Genomic DNA, 18612 nt, shown 5'->3' on the forward strand with positions numbered 1-18612 from the left:
TAGAGTCGAACCGTAGCGAAGCCCACGAAGGAGAACCGCAAAATGCCATCACCCGCAGACCGCGAGAAGGCCCTGGAAACAGCCCTCGCGCAGATCGACCGCCAGTTCGGCAAGGGCTCCGTCATGCGACTGGGCAGCGACGAGCGCGCCCCCGTCGAGGTCGTGCCGACCGGATCCATCGCCCTCGACGTCGCCCTCGGCATCGGCGGACTGCCCCGTGGCCGCATCGTCGAGATCTACGGCCCGGAGTCGTCGGGTAAGACGACGCTGACCCTGCACGCCATCGCCAACGCCCAGCGGGCGGGCGGCATCGCAGCCTTCATCGACGCGGAGCACGCACTCGACCCCGAGTACGCGCGAAAGCTCGGCGTCGACATCGACGCGCTCCTCGTCTCGCAGCCCGACACGGGTGAGCAGGCGCTCGAGATCGCCGACATGCTGGTCCGCTCCGGCTCCATCGACCTGATCGTCATCGACTCCGTCGCCGCGCTCGTGCCCCGCGCCGAGATCGAGGGCGAGATGGGTGACTCGCACGTCGGCCTCCAGGCCCGTCTGATGTCGCAGGCCCTCCGTAAGCTCACCGGTGGCCTCAACCAGACCAACACCACGATGATCTTCATCAACCAGCTGCGTGAGAAGATCGGTGTCTTCTTCGGCAGCCCGGAGACCACCGCCGGTGGTAAGGCGCTCAAGTTCTACGCGTCGGTGCGCCTCGACATCCGTCGTATCGAGACCCTGAAGGACGGCGCCGACGCGGTCGGCAACCGCACCCGGGTGAAGGTCGTCAAGAACAAGATGGCCCCGCCCTTCAAGCAGGCGGAGTTCGACATCCTCTACGGTGTCGGCATCTCCCGCGAGGGCAGCCTGCTCGACTTCGGTGTGGAGCACGGCCTCGTCAAGAAGTCGGGCGCTTGGTACACCTACGAGGGCGACCAGCTCGGCCAGGGCAAGGAGAACTCGCGCAACTTCCTGATCGCCAACCCGGACATCGCGTCCGAGATCGAGCAGAAGATCAAGATCAAGCTGGGCATCATGGCCGACCCGAACGCGGTGGCGGAAGAGCCGTCCAACGTCGGGTCGATCGAAGACAAGCTGCAGGCTCGAAAGGGCGCGTAACCGTGCCCTTCGCCTCACGGAGGAGATCCTCGTGGTGGTGAAGTTCCCGTCCTCTCCGCAGGACGACCAGGGTGACGGTACGTCGACCGTCGAGGCGGGGGCGCGGGAGCATTTGGCTCCCGTAACCCCACTCCGGCGAGCGGCCTCCGCCCGCGGTGCCGACGGCGACCAGCATCCGTCGCGCCGCGGCAAGGCCCGCGAGGGCCGGTCGCAGGAAGGCGTTGTGCGGCCAGTGGTCGCATTGCCCGGCGAGGCTCCAGGCGGGGACGCCGCGGCGGGCGCCGCGCGCGGGCGACCCGGTCAGAGGACCGACGCGGGGTCGGACTCCGGGTGGAACAACACCTGGGGTGCCGAGCCCCCGGCGCCATCGATTCCCGACGAGGCCGAGGTCGACGAGGAGACGGTTCGGCAGGCGCGCAAGACGTCCGGGGTCGCGATCCGTCAGCTGGCGCGGCGGGGCATGTCGCGGTGGGAGCTCGAGCAGTTGCTCACCAAGCGCGAGATCGACCCGGCGGTGTACGGGCCGGAGCTCGATCGGCTGGAGGTGCTCGGCGTGATCGACGACGCAGCGCTCGCTGCGACACTCGCCTTCACGCAGCACAGCCGGAAAGGGCTCGGGCGCACGGCGATCGAGCAGGAGCTCAAGCGGCGCCACATCGATCCCGTCCTGATCGAGGCCGCGTTGGCCGACATCGGCGACGACGACGAACTGGAGCGCGCGACGGAGCTGGCCGTGAAGCGCATGGGGCAGCTGTCGTCCTACGACGACGAGACCGCCCGACGCCGGCTGCACGGGTTCCTTGCGCGCAAAGGGTACGCGTCGGATGTCGTGCGGCAGGCGATGGATGCGGCGTTCGCGACCCGGCGCCCGCGTGGCGGTTCCGGAGTCCGTTTCCAGTAGGCGGGCGTCTGCCGAACGCCCCGTGACCACGTCGCCTGCGAGGCGACGAGAAACGTAGACTTGTCGCCATCATGAGCATCCTGGAACAGCACAGCGTCATCGCGCCCTCCGAGGCGGCTATCCGTCCCGACGGCCGAGCGCGAACCTACGAGGTGCGCACGTTCGGCTGCCAGATGAACGTCCACGACTCCGAGCGCCTCAGCGGCTCCCTCGAAGCGGCGGGTTACATCCCCGCCAACGGTGAAGAGGCCGACATCGTCGTCATCAACACCTGCGCGGTGCGCGAGAACGCCGACAACAAGCTCTACGGCAACCTCGGCCACCTCGCCGGCGTGAAGCGCCGGCACGAAGGCATGCAGATCGCCGTGGGCGGGTGCCTCGCCCAGAAGGACAAGAACGTCATCCTCGAGAAGGCGCCGTGGGTCGACGTCGTCTTCGGCACTCACAACATGGGATCGCTTCCGAGCCTTCTCGAGCGCGCCCGTCACAACGACGCCGCCGAGATCGAGATTCTCGAATCGCTCGAGACCTTCCCGTCGACGCTTCCGACCAAGCGCGACTCGTCGTACTCCGGCTGGGTCTCCATCTCGGTCGGCTGCAACAACACCTGCACGTTCTGCATCGTCCCGTCGCTCCGCGGAAAGGAGAAGGACCGCCGCCCGGGAGACATCCTCGCCGAGATCCAGGCCCTCGTCGACGACGGGGCCATCGAGGTCACGCTGCTCGGGCAGAACGTCAACTCCTACGGCGTGGAGTTCGGAGACCGTCAGGCCTTCAGCAAGCTCCTGCGCGCCGCCGGCCAGATCGAGGGCCTCGAGCGCATCCGGTTCACCAGCCCGCACCCCGCAGCGTTCACCGACGACGTGATCGACGCGATGGCCGAGACGCCCAACGTCATGCCGCAACTCCACATGCCGCTGCAGTCCGGGTCCGACCGCATCCTCCGCTCCATGCGCCGTTCGTACCGCTCCGAGAAGTTCCTCGGCATCCTCGACCGCGTGCGGGCGAAGCTGCCGGATGCGGCGATCAGCACCGACATCATCGTCGGCTTCCCCGGTGAGACCGAGGAGGACTTCCAGGAGACGCTCCGTGTCGTCGAAGCCGCCCGCTTCGCGTCCGCCTTTACCTTCCAGTACTCCATCCGCCCCGGCACGCCCGCGGCGACCATGGAGGACCAGGTGCCCAAGGAGATCGTCCAGGAGCGCTACGACCGGCTCACGGCGCTGCAGGAGCGCATCTCCCTGGAGGAGAACCAGAAGCTCATCGGCCGCGAGGTCGAACTCCTCGTCGCCAACGGCGAGGGCCGGAAGGACGCCGACACGCGCCGGCTCAGCGGCCGCGCCCAAGACAGCCGCCTCGTGCACTTCGAGCTGCCCGCAGGCTCCGAGATGCCGCGTCCCGGAGACGTCGTCACCGTCCGCGTCACCCAGGCCGCGCCACATCACCTCATCGCCGACTCTGCAGACGGCGCGCCGCTCCGCATCCGCCGCACTCGCGCGGGCGACGCCTGGGATCGCGCAGAGGCCGAGTCCTGCGCGGTGCCCAGCCACGGCGGCACGGCGGCGGGCGCCGCAGCGGGCCGGGTCTCCCTCGGACTCCCGACGCTCCGCACACGCGAACCGCTCACGTCGCCGGGCGTCGGCACGATGCCGATCTACGACCCGACGGACGGACAGCGCTGAGCGCGGCGCTCGCGCCCCCGCTCGTCGCCATCGTCGGCGCGACCGGCACCGGCAAGACCGACCTCTCGCTGGCGCTGGCCGACGCGCTGCGCGTCCGAGGGCGCACATCCGAGGTCGTCAACGCCGACGCGATGCAGCTGTACCGCGGCATGGACATCGGCACGGCCAAGCTCCCGGCGGAGGAGTGGCGCGGCATCCCGCACCACCTCTTCGACGTGCTCGACGTCACCGACGAGGCCACCGTCGCCCGCTACCAGCCGGAAGCGCGGGCGCGCATCCAGGAGATCGCCGACCGTGGCGCCGTCCCCATCCTGGTCGGCGGCTCAGGACTGTACGTGTCGAGCGTGCTGTTCGACCTGCGGTTCCCGGGAACCGACCCCGAGCTTCGGGCACGCCTCGAAGCGGAACTCGCCGAGCACGGGCCGGGGATGCTCTTCCAGCGCTTGGCCGAACGCGACCCGGAAGCCGCTCAGCGGATCGGATCGCGGAACGGCCGCCGCATCGTCCGCGCCCTCGAGGTCGCCGAGCTGACCGGCACCTCCGTCACCGGCGCGCTGCCCGACGAACCGTCCCTCTGGCACGAACCGACCGTCATCATCGGGCTCGCCGCCCCGCGGGACGAACTCGTCGGCCGGCTCGACGCCCGCGTCGACCGGATGTGGGCGGAGGGGCTGCTCGCCGAGGTGACGGCACTGATCCCTGAGGGCATCGACCGCGGTGTCACCGCCCGCCGTGCGATCGGCTACGCGCAAGCGCTCGCTGAGCTGCGCGGCGAGCTCTCCCGGGAGGACGCGATCGCCCAGACCCAGCAGTTGACCCGTCGCTACGCCCGCCGGCAGGTCAGTTGGTTCAAGCGCTACCCGGGCATCCACTGGCTCGACTATGACGCCCCGGACCTGGTGGATGCGGCCATCGCGCTGGTGGATTCGGCGGAGGCCGTCGAGCGCGGCGCACCCGCGGTGGGTCGCTAGGCTGGAACGCATGGCGACCATCCACTTCACCAAGGGTCAGGGCACGGGCAACGACTTCGTGCTCTACTCCGACCCGGAGGGGCGCCTGCCGCTCACCGCCGCCCAGATCGCCGAGATCTGCGACCGCCACTTCGGCGTCGGCGCCGACGGTGTCATCCGTGCGGTCCGCTCCGCGCACCTCCCCGAGGGCGAGGCAGCCCTCGCCGAGGACGACGCGGCCACCTGGTTCATGGACTACTACAACGCCGACGGGTCGCCCGCCGAGATGTGCGGCAACGGCATCCGCGTCTACGTCCGCTACCTCCTCGAGACCGGCCTCGCCGAGCTCCCCGAGGGCGGGACGATCGCCATCGGCACGCGCTCCGGCGTGCGTGACGTGCAGCGCAGCACCAACGGCTTCCAGGTCGACCTGGGCCGCTGGCGGCTCGACGGCGGCGAGCCGCTCGTCCGCGCCAAGGAGCTCGCCGTCGCCCGGCCCGGGCTGGGCATCGACATGGGCAACCCGCACGTCGTCGTCGCCGTCGCCGACGACTCCGAGCTCGACGCGGCCGACCTCACCTACATCCCGCACATCGAGCCGGCCCCCGAGCACGGAGCGAACGTCGAGTTCGTGGTGCCGCACGAGCCGCTCGTCGTCGACGGCGTCGGCCGCATCCGCATGCGCGTGCACGAGCGCGGGAGCGGCGAGACGCTCTCCTGCGGCACCGGTGCTGCGGCCGCCGCGCTCGCGGTCCGTTACTGGGCGGGCGAGGGCGCCCCGAACCAGTGGCGCGTGGAGGTGCCCGGCGGCACCGTCGGCGTCCGCATGTTCGCGACCGAGGACGGCGAGCACGTCGGCCTCTCCGGCCCCGCCGCCCTAGTCTTCACCGGCACGCTCGACCTCGCCTGACCCGACCCCCTTCTACACACCCACCGTCGAGTCCGCACAAATTGCACGCGCCGCGCCGCGACGGCGTCAAGTTTGTGCGTACTCGACGGGGGAGGGGAGGCGCGAGGGCGTGGGTCAGGCGTCGGCGTGGGAGCGGGCTCGGAGGACGCGGTAGCCCTTCGAGGTCGCGGCTCGCGTGGTGGTCAGCTCCGGGAAAGTCGCCTGGATCCATCGCTGGAGGGAATCGCTGCCGAGGTTGCGCTGCACGACGAGCCACGCGTCCGACCCGGGCTCGAGCCGGGGCAGCCAGCGCTCCAGGATGTTGTGCAGCTCGTTCTTGCCGACGCGGATCGGTGGATTCGACCAGATCGTCGTAAATCGCACGTCATCGGGAACATTATCCGGCGTCACCGGGTTTACATTGGTGAGACCGAGCTTCTGCGCATTCCTGCGCACCACGTCCAACGCTCGGGTGTTGACGTCGACGGCCCAGACCGTCGCATGAGGGGATTCGAGAGCAAGTGTGAGAGCCAGCGGCCCCCAGCCGCAGCCGAGGTCGAGGAACTGACCTCCGGGCGGCGCTGCGGGGACATGGTCCAGCAGCACTCGCGTACCCATGTCGATGCGCTCGGGGCTGAAGATCCCGTTCGCCGTCACCAGCTCGTATGTCTGGCCGGCGAGCTGAACGGTGAACGGCCGCAGGTTCATCTCGCTCTCGGGCGCCGGGGAAAAGTAGTGATCTCCGCTGGCCATAAGCAGACCGTACAGGACACGAACAAACTAGGGTTAACCCGGATCGGGGAACTGAATGACTGATAAGACCGACATCCGCGACCACGACGCAGACGACGTGGTCGCGCGCGTGCTCGCCACGCAGGACAACCGTGCAACGGTGACGCTGTTCGGCTCGGGTGCGTCCGCACGGGCGCAGGCCCTGCAGGCGGACGCCGTCGAGGGCGGACTGCACGACGGCGAGCAGCTCGACCGCGAGGAGCGCGCGGCGCTCAGGCGTGTGTCCGGGCTCTCCACCGAGCTCCAGGACGTCACCGAGGTCGAGTACCGGCAGCTGCGACTCGAGAACGTCGTGCTGATCGGCGTGTACTCGCAGGGCTCCCTGCAGGACGCCGAGAACTCGATGCGCGAGCTCGCCGCCCTGGCGGAGACTGCGGGAGCGGCCGTGCTCGACGGGCTGCTGCAGCGCCGACCGCATCCCGACCCCAGCACCTACCTCGGCCGCGGCAAGGCCGAGGAGCTGGCCGGGATCGTGGCGGCCCTCGGCGCCGACACCGTGATCGCCGACACCGAGCTCGCACCGAGCCAGCGCCGTGCGCTGGAGGACGTGGTGAAGGTGAAGGTGATCGACCGCACCGCGGTGATCCTCGACATCTTCAGCCAGCACGCCAAGAGCCGCGAGGGCAAGGCGCAGGTCGAGCTCGCGCAGCTCGAGTACCTGCTCCCGCGCCTCCGTGGCTGGGGTGAGTCGATGTCCCGGCAGGCCGGTGGCCAGGTGGGTGGAGCGGGCGCCGGCATGGGCTCGCGCGGACCGGGTGAGACGAAGATCGAGTTGGATCGTCGCCGCATCCACACGCGCATGGCCCGGCTGCGCAAGCAGATCGCCGGCTTCAAACCCGCCCGCGAGGCGAAGCGCGCGAACCGCAACCGCAACTCGGTGCCGTCGGTGGCGATCGCCGGCTACACCAACGCGGGCAAGTCGAGCCTGCTGAACCGCGTGACCAAGGCCGGCGTGCTGGTCGAGAACGCGCTGTTCGCGACGCTGGATGCGACGGTCCGCCGCTCGGTGACCGCCGACGGCCGGCTGTACACGCTCGCCGACACCGTCGGCTTCGTGCGCAACCTGCCGCACCAGCTGGTGGAGGCGTTCCGGTCGACGCTGGAGGAGGTCGCCGATTCCGACGTCATCCTGCACGTGGTCGACGGCTCGCACCCGGACCCGGCCTCGCAGCTGGCGACGGTGCGCGACGTGATCGGCGAGGTGGGCGCCCGCGACATCCCGGAGATCGTGGTCTTCAACAAGGCCGACCTGATCTCGGCGGACGACCGGCTCATCCTGCGCGGACTGGAGCCGGGCGCGATCTTCGCGTCGGCACGAACCGGCGAGGGGATCGACGAGGTGCTGGCCGCCATCGCGCGGCTGCTGCCGGATCCCTCCCTCGAGGTGGAGCTGGTGGTGCCGTACGACCGCGGCGACCTCATCTCGGCGCTGCACGAGCGGGGCCGCGTGATCTCGACCGAGTACGTGGAGGAGGGCACCCGCGTGACCGCGCGGATCATGCCCGAGTACCATGCGGCGTTCGAGCCGTTCGAGGTGGCCGCGACCTCGTAGCCGCACACCGTATCCCGAAGGCCGGGCGGATCCTCTGTGTCACTGGATGACGCGGGAGGTTCCGCCCGGCCTTCTGCGTTGCTAGATTGCCAGACAACCGAAGCGGGCGACCGCCGACGTGGTGCGACAGCCGAGCCCGGCACCCGCCCGAGTGAATCCCTCCCTGTGCCGAGCGGCCTGTGCCGAGCGCGGGTGGGACGTCCTTGTGCCGCTGTCCGACCATCCGAGGAACCCATGAGCTGTACCGAGGCCCGGTTCTCCTTCGAGCTGTACCCGCCGCGCACTGAACGCGCCGCGGCGGCGCTGCCGGGGACGATCGACCTGCTGGCCGCGACGTGTCCGGATTTCATCTCCGTGACGTACGGCGCCGGCGGCTCTTCGCGGACCGCCTCCCTCGACGTGCTGCGCTACATCATCGAGCACACCGAGGTCAGCCCGATGGCCCACCTCACCTGCGTCGGCTCGTCGCACGAGGAGGCGCACCGGCTGATCCGCGACTTCCTCGACGCGGGCGTTCGCCGCTTCCTCGCGGTCCGCGGCGACCCGCCGGAGGGGCTGGCCGAAGGGGACGACGGGATCGGCGACATCCGCACGACCGCGGAGCTGGTGCAGCTCATCCATCGCGTCCAGGCCGAGCGGGTCCCGTACGGCGAGCTGGCCGTTCCCGAGCTGCACGCGCAGGCCGTGCTGGAGCATCGCGAGCATGTGCAGATCGCCGTCGCCGCATTCCCGAACGGGCATCCGTCGTCGCATTCGGTCTCGCAGGACATCGACGCCCTGCTCGCCAAGCAGGCGGCCGGGGCGAACCTGGGGATCACGCAGCTGTTCTTCCACGCCGAGGACTACTTCCACTTCACCCAGCGTGCGGCCGAGGCGGGCGTGACGTTCCCCATCCTGCCGGGCATCATGCCGGTGACGAGCCCCGCACGCCTGAAGCGGATGCTGGAGCTCAGCGGCGAGGACCTCCCCAGCGACCTCGCGATCGAGCTGGAGGTCGAGCCGACCGACGAGGGTCGCCGCGAGATCGGCATCGCCTGGGCGGCCCGGCTCGGCGAGCGGCTGCTCGCCGGCGGCGCCCCCGGACTCCACCTGTACACGTTCAACCAGCACGAGGCCGTCCTGTCCGTGCTGGACCGCATCGGCGCCCTCCCGGCGGCGAGCGAGACCGCATCCACCACCCCGGCGAACCCGGCCACCGAGAAGGAACCAGCATGACCGACACCACCTCCGCCGCTTCGGGCCGCCCCGCGTTCCCGGCGGGCACCATCATCGGCTACCCGCGCATCGGCCGCCGCCGAGAGCTGAAGAAGGCCGTCGAGGCGTTCTGGGCCGGCAGCATCGACGCGGACGAGCTGGAGTCGGCTGCGGCCGATCTGCGCGCCGCCACGCGTGAGCGGCTCGCGACCCTCGGCCTCGGCCGCACCGATGCGTCCATCCCGGAGAGCTTCAGCTTCTACGACCAGGTGCTGGATGCGGCGGTCACCGTCGGCGCCGTGCCCTCGCGGTTCGCGGGGCTCGCCTCGGCCGACGGCTCCGTCGACCTGGCCGGCTACTTCACGATCGCCCGCGGCGAGGGGGAGAACCCGCCGCTGGAGATGACGAAGTGGTTCGACTCCAATTACCACTACCTCGTGCCGGAGATCGGCCCGGAGACGGCGTTCCGGCTGGCCTCGGACCGCATCGTCCGCGAGTTCGAGGAGGCCCGCGCTGCGGGGTTCGTCACGCGTCCGGTCATCGTCGGGCCGGTGACCTTCCTGCTGCTGAGCAAGGCGGCCGACGACGCCCCGGAGGGGTTCCGGCCGCTCTCGCGCCTGAGCGACCTGCTGCCCGTCTACGCGGAGCTGCTTTCGCGCCTGTCCGCCGCAGGCGCCCCGTGGGTGCAGCTCGACGAGCCGGCTCTCGTCAGCGAGAGCATCGACGAGCCGCGGGATGCGGTGCTCGGCGCGGTGCGCGAGGCGTACGACGTGCTCGGGCGCGCGTCCGACCGTCCTGCCCTCTTCGTGGCGGCTCCCTACGGGAGCCTCGACGACGCCCTGCCTGTCCTCGCGGCCAGCCCGGTGGAGGCGATCTCCCTGGACCTCGTGCGCGGGTCCATCCCGTCGGGGCTGGACGCGGCGACCGCATCCGCCCTCGCCGGGAAGACACTCGTCGGCGGCGTGATCGACGGGCACAACATCTGGCGCGGGGACCTCGAGGCGGCGTTCGGGAAGCTCACGGAGCTGCTGTCGCTCAGCCCCGACGTGACCGTGTCCACGTCCACCTCGCTGCTGCACGTCCCGCATGACGTGGATGACGAGCCGGACCTCGACGCGCGCTTGACGTCGTGGCTCGCCTTCGCCGACCAGAAGGTCGCCCAGGTCGCCGTGCTCGCGCGCGGGATCGTCGACGGCCACGAGGCGATCCAGGAGGAGCTGACCGCCGCGACCGCTGCGCTCGCCGACCGTGCGTCGGCGCCGGGCGTCCGCGTCCCCGCCGTCCGCGAGCGCGAGGCCGCGCTGACCGAGGACGACTTCCGCCGTGGCGCGTACGCGGACAGGCTGGCGGCGCAGGATGCCGCCCTCAGCCTCCCGTTCCTGCCCACGACGACGATCGGGTCGTTCCCGCAGACGGCCGACATCCGCCGGTCGCGCGCGCAGCTGGCGAAGGGCCTCATCACCGAGGCGGAGTACCTGGGCCGCATGCGCGACGAGATCAAGCGCGTCGTCGACCTCCAGGAGGAGATCGGGATCGACGTGATCGTGCACGGCGAGCCCGAGCGCAACGACATGGTGCAGTACTTCGCCGAGAACCTGGACGGCTTCGCGGTCACGCGCAACGGCTGGGTGCAGTCCTACGGTTCGCGCTGTACGCGCCCGTCGATCCTCTGGGGCGACGTCTCGCGACCCGCACCCATCACGGTCGAGTGGTCGGCGTACACCCAGAGCCTCACCGACAAGCCGGTGAAGGGGATGCTCACCGGGCCCGTGACCATCCTCGCGTGGTCGTTCGTGCGCGACGACCAGCCGCTCGGCGAGACCGCGCGACAGGTCGCGCTCGCGCTCCGAGACGAGATCGCGGACCTGGAGGAGGCGGGCATCCGCGTCGTCCAGGTGGACGAGCCGGCGCTGCGGGAGCTGCTGCCGCTGAAGAAGGCGGCGCAGGGCGAGTACCTCGACTGGTCGGTCGGGTCGTTCCGCCTCGCCACCTCGGGCGTCGCCAACGGCACGCAGATCCACACGCACCTCTGCTACTCGGAGTTCGGCGTCGTCATCGACGCGATCCGGAACCTGGATGCCGACGTCACCAGCATCGAGGCGGCCCGCAGCCGGATGGAGGTCGTCCACGACATCCAGCGCTCCGGCTTCGAGCACGGCATCGGACCGGGCGTGTACGACATCCACTCGCCGCGCGTGCCGTCGGTCGCCGAGGTGACCGAGTTGCTGGAGACGGCGCTGGAGGCGATCCCGGGCCGGCAGCTCTGGGTGAACCCGGACTGCGGCCTCAAGACGCGCGGGTACGACGAGACCGTCGCCTCGCTCCGCAACATCATCGAGGCGACGCGCGGGGTGCGCGAGCGGGCGGCCGTGAACGCCTGACGCCTTCGCCGAGGCGATCCGCGGCCCCGGTACGCTCACGGCGTACCGGGGCCGTCGTGTTTCGGGAGAGCGTGCGTGTGAGGATGGGCGCATGGTGCGCATCCCGGACGAGGAGTTCGAGCGGATGGTCGGCGACATCTTCGATGCGCTGCCGGACGACATGGTGGGGCCGCTGGAGAACGTCGCCATCCTCATCGAAGATCAACCGGACGGCGCCCGGCCGCGCCTGTTCGGGCTGTACAGCGGACGGCCGCTGACCCGGCGTTCGGTGTACGGGTTCGGCGAGCTGCCGGACCGGATCACGCTGTTCCGTAACAATCTGGAGGCGTCGGCCGTCTCGGAGGACGACCTGCGGGCCCGGGTCCGGCTCACCCTGGTGCACGAGATCGGGCACTACTTCGGGCTTTCCGACGACCGGCTGAGGGAGCTCGGCTGGGCCTAGCCCTCTCTTCCCGGTGCCACGATTTGGCGCAAATCGTGGTTATGAGGCGGTCATAACCACGATTTGGCGCAAAACGTGGGGTGGGGCGGGCGGGATGCTCAGACCGCGCGGAGGACCGCGACGACCTTGCCGAGCACCTGGGAGTAGTCGCCGAGGATGGGCTCGAAGTTCGAGTTACGCGGCAACAGCCAGGTGTGGCCGTCGCGCTGGCGGAAAACCTTGACGGTCGCCTCCTCGTCGAGCATCGCGGCGACGATGTCGCCGTTCTCGGCCGTGTTCTGGGCGCGCACGACGACCCAGTCGCCGTCGCAGATCGCCGCATCGATCATCGACTCGCCGACGACCTTCAGCATGAACAGCTCGCCATTGCCGACCAGCTGGCGGGGGAGCGGGAAGACCTCGTCCACCTGCTGCTCGGCCGTGATCGGGATTCCGGCCGCGATGCGGCCGACAAGCGGGACCATCGCGGCGTCACCAACCGGTGTCTGGTTCTCGTAGTCCGGCGCGGACTGCGACGACGACGGCAGGTCGATGAGGATCTCGAGGGCGCGCGGACGGTTCGGGTCGCGCCGGAGGTATCCGCTCAGCTCGAGCTGGTTCAGCTGATGCGTGACGGACGACAGGGAGGAGAGGCCGACGGCGTCACCGATCTCGCGCATGCTCGGCGGATAGCCGCGCTGGCTCACCGATCGCTGGATCACATCGAGGATCGCCAGCTGCTTGTCGCTCAGGTTCTTGCGGCGACGGGTGCCTCCGCGTGCCTGGTTCTCATTCGACACGGGCGTCCTCTCCTGGCGTCGGCGGCCCTGCGGGGATGCTCCCTGCAGGAATGTCGGTGGTTCCTGATCTGATGTCCTCAGACAGTCGAAACTGTATCCGCGTCGGGAAGGGAAGACAAACATGTGTTCGAGTGTGTCGCGAACTTCGTCCCCGAATTCCCGGCCTGAGGGCATCTTGCGGATTCGGACATTCGAAGATACATTCGGAACACAGCTTCGCACCCGCGAGTCTGAGGAGGTCACGACCATGAGCGCAGTACTGATGAGCGAGTCGGTTCCCACCCTTCGTGCGGTCCCGCCGCTGCCGGAGGGAGCACGGGTTCGCCTGCGTCTCACGCGGCGCGGTCGCGCGGTCCTCTCCGCCCTCGTCGCGCTGCCCCTCGTCATCGGAGCCCTCGTGTTCGCACTCAACGGCGGCGGCGCGGTCGCCACCGGTGAGCAGACGCACGTCAGCTTCCAGTACGTCACGGTGGAGTCGGGCGACTCCCTCTGGTCGGTCGCCGAGCGCGTGGCGCCGAACGCCGACCCGCGCGATGTGATCGCCGACATCGTCTCCCTGAACGGCCTCGACTCGGCCGTCGTCTCGCCCGGCCAGCAGCTCGCGGTCCCGGCGAAGTACGCGCACTAGGCGGCGTCCGGACGGCAGGCGCCGTCCGCAACTCGCGGTCGTAAACGGAGGAGATCCGCGGCTCGGCAGCCGGGTTCGCCTCCGTTTCCTGTTCCCGGGCTTGCATCTCGTCGGAAGGTCCTCTGTTTCCGTCGCCCGGAGGCCGGTGGCGAAAAGGGAGGGGATCGGTCGGCAGGAGGCCGGATTCGGCCGAAACGGAGGTGGATGCGGTTGCAGCACCACCGGATCTCCTCCGTTTCATCGGGCGAGCGATCTCGAGCTCTGCCTGGTGGGGCTCGTGGCGCGGCGTCGCCGGGCGTCATCCGGCGAAAGCGGGGTGACGGCGCTGGCTACGATTGAGGGGTGACTTCTCTTTCCGAGCTGCCCATCCGGGACGACCTGCGCGGTCGGTCCCCGTACGGCGCTCCGCAGCGTCCGGTGCCCGTCGCGCTCAACGTGAACGAGAACACGCATCCCGTCCCGGACGACGTCGCCGCAGACATCGTTGCCCGCGTCGCCGCTGCGGTCGGCGGAGTGAACCGCTACCCCGACCGCGAGTTCACCGAGCTCCGCACGGCTTTCGCCCGCTACCTCGGACACGGACTGGCACCGGAGAACATCTGGGCGGCGAACGGGTCCAATGAAGTGCTTCAGCACATCCTGCAGGCCTTCGGCGGCCCCGGACGAACGCTGCTCGGGTACGCGCCCACCTACTCGATGTACCCCCTGCTCGCTTCGGGCACCGGGACCGCGTACGTCGCGGCCGCGCGCGACGCCGACTACGAGCTGACACCGGAGACGGCCGTCGCCGAGCTCCGCCGGCACAACCCGGACATCGTCATCCTCTGCTCGCCGAACAACCCGACCGGCACGCCCCTCGGACTCGACACCATCGAGGCCGTCTACGACGCCACCGACGGGATCGTCGTCGTCGACGAGGCGTACGCGGAGTTCATGCCGGAGGGCGAGCCGTCCGCGCTGACCCTGCTCCCGGGGCGGCCACGCCTGCTGATCTCCCGGACGATGAGCAAGGCGTTCGCGTTCGCCGGGGCGCGCGTCGGCTACCTCGCCGCCGACCCCGCCGTCATCGACGCGCTCCGGCTGGTGCGCCTCCCGTACCACCTGTCCGCCATCACCCAGGCCGCCGCGCTCGGCGCGCTCGCGCACGCCGACGAGATGCTGGCGACGGTCGGCGACATCCGCCGCCAGCGCGACCGGCTCGTGACGGAGCTCGCACGCCTCGGCTACACGCCCCACCGCAGCGGCAGCAACTTCGTTCTCTTCGGCGGGGTGGACGACCCGCACGCGACGTTCGAAGCGCTGGCCGACCGCGGCATTCTGATCCGGGATGTTGGCATCCCGCACCACCTGCGGGTCACCGCGGGGACCGAGGCCGAGACGACCGCCTTCCTCGAGGCGCTGGCCGCGCTCGGCCGGCCCGCCGCAGAGGACGCGGGCGCCGACGAGGCCCCCGACAGGGCCCAGAGCGCCCCGGTAGACTCGGACGCATGACGAATCGCGCCGCCACGGTCACGCGGGAGACGAGCGAGTCGAGTATCGAGCTGAGCCTCGATCTCGACGGCACTGGAGCATCCGACATCCAGACGAGCGTCCCCTTCTACGACCACCTGCTGACCGCGTTCGCCAAGCACTCGCTCACCGATCTGCGGATCCGTGCGACCGGCGACACCGACATCGACGTCCACCACACGGTGGAGGACATCGGCATCGTCCTCGGCCAGGCGATCCTGGAGGCGCTCGGCGACAAGTCGGGCATCTCCCGCTACGGCGACGCCCTGGTGCCGCTCGATGAAGCGTTGGTGCAAGCGGTCGTGGACATCTCCGGTCGCCCGTACCTCGTGCACACCGGCGAGCCCGCCGGCTTCGAGCTGCACCTCATCGGCGGTCACTTCACCGGCTCGATGGTCCGTCACGTCTTCGAGGCGATCACGTTCAACGCCCGCATCACCACGCACATCACCGTGGTCGGCGGTCGCGACCCGCACCACATCGCGGAGGCCGAGTTCAAGGCGTTCGCGCGTGCGTTCCGCCAGGCGAAGGCGCTCGACCCGCTGATCAGCGGCATCCCCTCGACCAAGGGCGCGCTGTGACCGTGGCACGCACTCCCGGCAGCGCCCCGCAGGTCGTCGTCTTCGACTACGGGACGGGGAACGTCCACTCGGCCGTCAAGGCGCTCGAGGCCGCGGGTGCGGAGGTCGAGCTGACCGGCGATCGCAAGCGTGCGCTGGAGGCGGACGGCCTGCTGGTGCCCGGCGTGGGCGCGTTCACCGCCGTCGCCGAGGCGCTCAAGGCGTCGCACGGAGACGAGGTCGTCGACCGGCGCCTCGCGGGCGGACGACCCGTGCTGGGCATCTGCGTCGGCATGCAGGTCATGTTCGAGCGCGGCGTCGAGAACGGCGTCGAGACCGAGGGGCTCGGCGAGTGGCCGGGGACGGTCGACCTGATCCGTGCCGACGTCGTGCCGCACATGGGCTGGAACACGGTGCGTGCGCCCGAGGACTCGACGTTGTTCGCGGGCCTGCAGGACGAGCGCTTCTACTTCGTCCACTCGTACGCCGCCCAGGACTGGACGCTGGAGGCCTCCGGCCCGTTCGCGCAGCCGAAGGTGACGTGGGCGGATCACGGCTCGCCGTTCGTCGCCGCGGTCGAGAACGGCCCGCTGAGCGCGACGCAGTTCCACCCGGAGAAGTCCGGCCGCGCCGGCATCCAGCTGCTCCGCAACTGGATCGGCTCGCTGTAGCCGCCGCCCGTCCGGCCTTCACCGGCTCTGGCCCCACCCGTCCGCGCCGCGGACCGACACGAGGAAACACATGACCGACTTCATCAGCACGCCCCGGCTCGTCCTCCTGCCCGCGGTGGATGTGGCCGACGGCAAGGCGGTGCGCCTCACGCAGGGCGAGGCCGGCAGCGAGACGAGCTACGGCGACCCGGTGGATGCCGCGGCCGAGTGGAAGGCGGCGGGCGCCGAGTGGATCCACCTGGTGGACCTCGACGCCGCATTCGGGCGGGGCGACAACCGGTCGCTGCTCAAGAAGGTCATCCGCGAGGTGGACGGTGTGAGCATCGAGCTCTCGGGCGGCATCCGCGACGACGCCTCCCTCGAGCACGCCCTCGAGGCGGGCGCGACCCGCGTCAACCTCGGCACGGCCGCGCTGGAGAACCCCGAGTGGGCCGCCAGCGCGATCGGCCGTTACGGCGAGGCGATCGCCGTCGGACTGGATGTGCGAGGCACCACCCTTGCTGCCCGCGGCTGGACCCGCGAGGGCGGCGACCTGTGGGAGGTGCTCGACCGCCTGGAGGACGCGGGCTGCGCCCGCTACGTCGTCACCGACGTGACAAAGGACGGCACGCTGCGCGGCCCGAACCTGGAGCTCCTGCGCCAGGTGCTCGATCGCACCGAGCGCCCGGTCGTCGCCTCCGGAGGCATCTCCAACCTCGACGACATCGCCGCGCTGCGCGAGCTGGTCCCGCTCGGGCTCGAAGGCGCGATCGTCGGGAAGGCGCTGTACGCCGGCGCGTTCACGCTGCCCGAGGCGCTGGATGTCGCGGGACGCTGACGACGCCGGGACGGGCGCCGCTGCGGAGGACGCGGCGGACGCTGACGGGGTGACGCCGACGGGCCGACCCAGCGCTGAGGGCGCCGCGCGGCTGGCCGGGTTCGCCGCGTCTCTCGCCGACTCCGCCGGTCAGCCGTGGCAGGGGCGCGAGTTCGACGACAATCCTTTCGGTGACGACGACGGCTCCGCGCCGCCTGCGCTGCTCGGCGCGCTCGCCGCCTTCCGCGCGGGGGAGACCGGGGCGGAGACCGTCGTGGATGCGCTGCGGGATGTGCGCCTCCTCATCCCGCTGATGACGGACCTCGGCGACGAGGGCACGAATGACGCGGGGATGCGCGTCGACAAGACGCAGGAACTGTCGATCGTGACGGTGGCGGGGCCGGACGGGCGCACCGTCCAGCCCGTGTTCTCCTCGGTGACGGCACTTCAGGCCTGGAACCCGTCCGCGCGTCCCGTCCCGGTGGACAGCCGGCGGGCCGCGCTCGCCGCCGCGGCGGAGGGGACGGAGCTCATCGTCCTCGACCCGACGTCGGAGACCGAGTTCGTGCTGCGGCGGCCGGCCGTGTGGGCGGTCGCGCAGGGCACGGCGTGGGTGCCGAGCGACCGCGACGCGGAGGTGCGGGAGGCGTTCCAGCGGTCCATCGCCTCCGAGCTCGGTGTGCATGACGTCGCCCTGCTGGCGGGCGATCCCGGCAACCGCCTGGTGGGCGAGGAACTCGTGGTGCGGCTGTCGCTCGCCGCCGGCCTGACGCGCGAGGAGCTGGACGCCATCCTCTCGCGGCTGGCGCAGCGCTGGGCGGCGGACGACGTGATCGCGACGCGCGTCGACTCGCTGCGCGTGCAGCTCGTCGCCTCGGGTGACTGAGGCTGCGGCGATGCGCCGCCGTCGGCCGCTTAGGCTGGAGGCACCATGACCGTCTTCGCCGCCATCGTGCTGTTCCTCAACGCCCTGTTCAACATCTTCGCCTGGCCGCGGTTCTTCACCCGGGTCCGGAAGGATGCGCGGGCTCGGGATGCGGCGGGCCGCGCGACGCCGTTCCTCATCGTCCATGGCGTGCTGCTCGGGGTGGCCCTGCTGCTGGCCGTGCTCTCGGCGGTGGCGGGTGTGCTGCTGCTGGTGGCAGGCTGATCGCATGGCTCTCAACATCACCGGCGACCCCGAAGCCGACGCGCTGCTCGACCAGTCGCCCTTCGCCCTGCTCACCGGCATGCTGCTCGACCAGCAGATCCCGATGGAGACCGCTTTCGCCGGTCCGGCGAAGCTGCGCGACCGGCTCGGCACGCTCGATCCGGCGACGGTCGCCGCGCTCGACCCGGACAAGCTCGCGGAGGTCATGAAGCAGACCCCGGCCGTGCACCGCTTCCCCGGGTCGATGGCCGCGCGGGTGCAGGCGCTGGCGGCCGCGATCGTGAGCGACTGGGGCGGCGACACCGCGGCCATCTGGACGCAGGGCGACCCGGACGGCGCCGAAGTGCTGCGCCGGCTCAAGGCGCTGCCGGGCTTCGGCGAGCAGAAGGCGAAGATCTTCCTCGCCCTGCTGGGCAAGCAGAAGGGACTGACCGCCGCCGGCTGGCAGCAGGCTGCCGGCGACTACGGCAGTGAGGGCTACCGCTCGGTGGCCGACATCGTCGACGCCGACTCGCTCGCCCGCGTGCGGGAGCACAAGCGGGCGATGAAGGCGGCCGCGAAGGGAAAGTGACCACAGGAGGCGGCTTTCGGCGCCCAGCCGGCCGCCCCTGTGGAGAACC

Annotated in this window: 19 protein-coding genes; 17 read left to right on the forward strand and 2 right to left on the reverse strand. The window is 70.6% G+C overall.

Features of this window, described 5'->3' with window-relative positions; genetic code table 11:
• Positions 1 to 42 precede the first annotated feature (42 nt).
• From recA to dapF, 5 genes are all read left to right on the forward strand, one after another.
• The gene (gene recA / locus AXZ95_RS17700) at positions 43 to 1116 is read left to right on the forward strand and encodes a recombinase RecA (RefSeq protein WP_018191453.1); all 1074 of its coding nucleotides are present in this window, start codon (positions 43 to 45) and stop codon (positions 1114 to 1116) included.
• Positions 1117 to 1147: 31 nt separating this feature from the next.
• Complete coding sequence (locus tag AXZ95_RS17705; RefSeq protein WP_231374447.1) at positions 1148 to 2017, forward strand: regulatory protein RecX; 870 nt, start codon at positions 1148 to 1150, stop codon at positions 2015 to 2017.
• Between the two features lie 71 nt (positions 2018 to 2088).
• Positions 2089 to 3699, forward strand: coding sequence for a tRNA (N6-isopentenyl adenosine(37)-C2)-methylthiotransferase MiaB (gene miaB / locus AXZ95_RS17710; RefSeq protein WP_018191451.1), 1611 nt, complete (start codon positions 2089 to 2091; stop codon positions 3697 to 3699).
• A complete protein-coding gene (gene miaA / locus AXZ95_RS17715; RefSeq protein WP_051087304.1) occupies positions 3696 to 4670 on the forward strand; it encodes a tRNA (adenosine(37)-N6)-dimethylallyltransferase MiaA in 975 nt (324 codons plus the stop codon). The genes miaB and miaA overlap by 4 nt, the downstream gene beginning before the upstream one ends.
• A gap of 10 nt (positions 4671 to 4680) precedes the next feature.
• Entirely contained in the window at positions 4681 to 5559 is an 879-nt protein-coding gene (gene dapF / locus AXZ95_RS17720) for a diaminopimelate epimerase (protein ID WP_018191449.1), read from the forward strand.
• A 114-nt stretch (positions 5560 to 5673) separates the two neighbouring features.
• On the opposite strand, the gene AXZ95_RS17725 is transcribed toward dapF, so the two are convergent.
• Positions 5674 to 6246 carry a methyltransferase gene (locus AXZ95_RS17725; RefSeq protein WP_018191448.1) on the reverse strand — a complete coding sequence of 191 codons (573 nt, stop codon included), beginning with the start codon at positions 6244 to 6246 and terminating at the stop codon, positions 5674 to 5676.
• Between the two features lie 100 nt (positions 6247 to 6346).
• Here AXZ95_RS17725 and hflX point away from each other — a divergent pair, with 100 nt between their 5' ends.
• The 4 genes from hflX to AXZ95_RS17745 all read left to right on the forward strand — a co-directional run bounded on the left by hflX (position 6347) and on the right by AXZ95_RS17745 (position 11899).
• On the forward strand, positions 6347 to 7882 hold the full coding sequence (hflX, locus tag AXZ95_RS17730; protein ID WP_018191447.1) for a GTPase HflX: 1536 nt from the start codon (positions 6347 to 6349) through the stop codon (positions 7880 to 7882).
• Between the two features lie 234 nt (positions 7883 to 8116).
• Positions 8117 to 9097, forward strand: coding sequence for a methylenetetrahydrofolate reductase (locus AXZ95_RS17735; protein WP_018191446.1), 981 nt, complete (start codon positions 8117 to 8119; stop codon positions 9095 to 9097).
• On the forward strand, positions 9094 to 11457 hold the full coding sequence (gene metE / locus AXZ95_RS17740) for a 5-methyltetrahydropteroyltriglutamate--homocysteine S-methyltransferase (RefSeq protein WP_018191445.1): 2364 nt from the start codon (positions 9094 to 9096) through the stop codon (positions 11455 to 11457). The genes AXZ95_RS17735 and metE overlap by 4 nt, the downstream gene beginning before the upstream one ends.
• A 91-nt stretch (positions 11458 to 11548) precedes the next feature.
• Positions 11549 to 11899 carry a metallopeptidase family protein gene (locus tag AXZ95_RS17745; RefSeq protein WP_018191444.1) on the forward strand — a complete coding sequence of 117 codons (351 nt, stop codon included), beginning with the start codon at positions 11549 to 11551 and terminating at the stop codon, positions 11897 to 11899.
• 98 nt (positions 11900 to 11997) lie between these two features.
• On the opposite strand, the gene lexA is transcribed toward AXZ95_RS17745, so the two are convergent.
• Positions 11998 to 12678 carry a transcriptional repressor LexA gene (gene lexA, locus AXZ95_RS17750; protein WP_018191443.1) on the reverse strand — a complete coding sequence of 227 codons (681 nt, stop codon included), beginning with the start codon at positions 12676 to 12678 and terminating at the stop codon, positions 11998 to 12000.
• A gap of 262 nt (positions 12679 to 12940) precedes the next feature.
• Here lexA and AXZ95_RS17755 point away from each other — a divergent pair, with 262 nt between their 5' ends.
• The 8 genes from AXZ95_RS17755 (at position 12941) to AXZ95_RS17790 (ending at position 18563) form a co-directional block, all read left to right on the forward strand.
• Complete coding sequence (locus AXZ95_RS17755; protein WP_018191442.1) at positions 12941 to 13306, forward strand: LysM peptidoglycan-binding domain-containing protein; 366 nt, start codon at positions 12941 to 12943, stop codon at positions 13304 to 13306.
• A 342-nt stretch (positions 13307 to 13648) separates the two neighbouring features.
• On the forward strand, positions 13649 to 14797 hold the full coding sequence (locus tag AXZ95_RS17760; protein ID WP_018191441.1) for a histidinol-phosphate transaminase: 1149 nt from the start codon (positions 13649 to 13651) through the stop codon (positions 14795 to 14797).
• On the forward strand, positions 14794 to 15396 hold the full coding sequence (hisB, locus tag AXZ95_RS17765) for an imidazoleglycerol-phosphate dehydratase HisB (RefSeq protein ID WP_018191440.1): 603 nt from the start codon (positions 14794 to 14796) through the stop codon (positions 15394 to 15396). The genes AXZ95_RS17760 and hisB overlap by 4 nt, the downstream gene beginning before the upstream one ends.
• Entirely contained in the window at positions 15393 to 16046 is a 654-nt protein-coding gene (gene hisH / locus AXZ95_RS17770; RefSeq protein WP_018191439.1) for an imidazole glycerol phosphate synthase subunit HisH, read from the forward strand. Before hisB ends, hisH begins: the two co-directional genes overlap by 4 nt.
• A 70-nt stretch (positions 16047 to 16116) precedes the next feature.
• Positions 16117 to 16863 (forward strand): bifunctional 1-(5-phosphoribosyl)-5-((5-phosphoribosylamino)methylideneamino)imidazole-4-carboxamide isomerase/phosphoribosylanthranilate isomerase PriA, encoded by a 747-nt coding sequence (gene priA, locus AXZ95_RS17775; RefSeq protein WP_018191438.1) that lies wholly within the window; start codon positions 16117 to 16119, stop codon positions 16861 to 16863.
• Positions 16847 to 17728, forward strand: coding sequence for an SseB family protein (locus tag AXZ95_RS17780; protein ID WP_018191437.1), 882 nt, complete (start codon positions 16847 to 16849; stop codon positions 17726 to 17728). The genes priA and AXZ95_RS17780 overlap by 17 nt, the downstream gene beginning before the upstream one ends.
• A gap of 45 nt (positions 17729 to 17773) precedes the next feature.
• Positions 17774 to 17992, forward strand: coding sequence for a hypothetical protein (locus tag AXZ95_RS17785; RefSeq protein ID WP_018191436.1), 219 nt, complete (start codon positions 17774 to 17776; stop codon positions 17990 to 17992).
• A gap of 4 nt (positions 17993 to 17996) precedes the next feature.
• Entirely contained in the window at positions 17997 to 18563 is a 567-nt protein-coding gene (locus AXZ95_RS17790; RefSeq protein ID WP_018191435.1) for an HhH-GPD-type base excision DNA repair protein, read from the forward strand.
• The last annotated feature ends 49 nt before the right edge of the window (positions 18564 to 18612 follow it).

The organism is Leifsonia sp. 115AMFTsu3.1, from assembly GCF_004362795.1.
In the GTDB taxonomy this organism is placed as follows: Bacteria; Actinomycetota; Actinomycetes; order Actinomycetales; family Microbacteriaceae; genus Leifsonia.